Annotated in this window: 2 protein-coding genes; one reads left to right on the plus strand and one right to left on the minus strand. The window is 59.9% G+C overall.

Features of this window, described 5'->3' with window-relative positions:
* Window positions 1–106 precede the first annotated feature (106 nt).
* Complete coding sequence (gene purC / locus A2I95_RS34935) at window positions 107–868, minus strand: phosphoribosylaminoimidazolesuccinocarboxamide synthase (RefSeq protein WP_027258721.1); 762 nt, start codon at window positions 866–868, stop codon at window positions 107–109.
* A 261-nt stretch (window positions 869–1,129) separates the two neighbouring features.
* Here purC and A2I95_RS34940 point away from each other — a divergent pair, with 261 nt between their 5' ends.
* Window positions 1,130–1,447 carry a DUF1476 domain-containing protein gene (locus A2I95_RS34940; protein WP_027258720.1) on the plus strand — a complete coding sequence of 106 codons (318 nt, stop codon included), beginning with the start codon at window positions 1,130–1,132 and terminating at the stop codon, window positions 1,445–1,447.
* Window positions 1,448–1,832: the final 385 nt, after the last annotated feature.

A 1,832-nucleotide genomic window follows, 5' to 3' on the forward strand; every position in this document is an offset into this window, starting at 1 on the left:
CATCGCATCATCCCTCAGGTTTTCGATGGCGAAGCCCCATCCAGGCTTCTTCTTTGCAAAAATACTCAAAGACCCGCGTCGCGGTCAGGCGCAGCGGGTCCCTGTCTCAGTTCACCAGCGTCGGCTTGCCCGGCGCCGGCGGGTTGTTCGGCATCACGCCCAGACGGCGCGCCACTTCGCTATAGGCATCGGTCAGGCTGCCCAGGTCGCGGCGGAACACATCCTTGTCCAGCTTCTGGCCGGTCTTCACGTCCCACAGGCGGCAGCTGTCGGGGCTGATCTCGTCAGCAATCACCAGACGCTGGAAGTCGCCCTCATAGACGCGGCCGATCTCGATCTTGAAGTCGACCAGGCGGATACCAACAGCCAGGAACACACCCGATAGAAAGTCATTCACCCGCAGTGCCAGGCTCAGGATATCGTCCATGTCCTGCTGGCTGGCCCAGCCAAAGGCCGCGATATGCTCCTCAGTGACCAGCGGATCCCCCAGGGCGTCGTCCTTGTAGCAGTATTCCACGATCGGACGCGGCAGCTGGGTGCCCTCGTCAATCCCGAGGCGCTTGGAGATGCTGCCGGCCGCATAATTGCGCACGATCACTTCCAACGGAATGATCTCGCAGCTGCGCACCAGCTGCTCGCGCATGTTCAAACGCTTCAGGAAATGGGTCGGCACACCGATCTGACCCAGACCCAGCATGAAAAACTCGCTCAGGATGTTGTTCAGAACACCCTTGCCCTCGATCACGTCGTGCTTTTCAGCATTGAAGGCGGTGGCGTCGTCTTTGAAATACTGCACAATGGTGCCCGGCTCGGGGCCTTCATACAGTGTCTTGGCCTTGCCTTCGTAGATTTTCTTGCGACGCGCCATTGGGAACCTTTCGGGTCAATGCCGGGAATCCGGCCCTGCGATGTGCCGCTCTCATAGTGCAAGGGGGCCTCAGCCGCAAGCTTGCTGCATAGGATCGCCTGCCCGCAGCTGCAGCCGTGGTTTCCGGCAGCGGGCGGCAGCAGCAGCCCGCCCGCCGCGCGCCAGGCACAAAGGCTTTTTCAAGAACAGTTTTTTCTTGCCCTCGGCGACGATCATGCTCCTATCATTAGATCAGGTGCAAACGGTTAATGAGGATCAGCCATGACTACATTTGACGAACGCGAACAGGCGTTTGAGGCCAAATTCGCGCATGATGAGGAAATGCAGTTCAAGGCCCGCGCGCGGCGCAACAAACTGGTCGGCCTTTGGGCGGCAGAGCTGTTGGGAAAAAGCGGTTCATCCGCTGACGATTACGCCCAGTCCGTCGTTGCTGCCGATCTTGAGGAAGCCGGCCATGAGGATGTCGTGCGCAAGCTGTCAGGCGACCTCGGCTCTCAAGCAAGCGAAACAAAGATCCGCAGCAAACTGCAGGAACTGATGCCGCAGGCGCAGGAAGAAATTCTGAGCGAAGCCGGCTGATCACCCAGCCGGACTGCCAGGCCAGAGCCCCGCCCGGCGTTTTCCGCCCGCTTCACCGCACGGTGCCCGCTGGCGGCGTTGCCTTGCGGCTGCAGCACAAACCGGCCCGCTCTGTCTAATTACAGCCACAAGAGGCCGAGGCGGAGAACAGCTCAATTCTGGCGGTTAACTGATCCGCAAACAGCTTGCAGTAGATTGGCAGCAAAGGGCCTTTTGCGCTGCCGTCCCAGGATTGCCATGCTGTTTTCAAATTCCACCGCCCCCAGGCCGGTTGTGCGGCTGATCCGGCTGACCGTTCCCTTTCTGGTCATGGGGGTTTGCTTTTGGCTGCTGCAAACACAGACCGAATTGCCGCCGATGCGGGAACTTGGCGCCATCCTGATCA

This window comes from Leisingera sp. F5, from assembly GCF_001593695.1.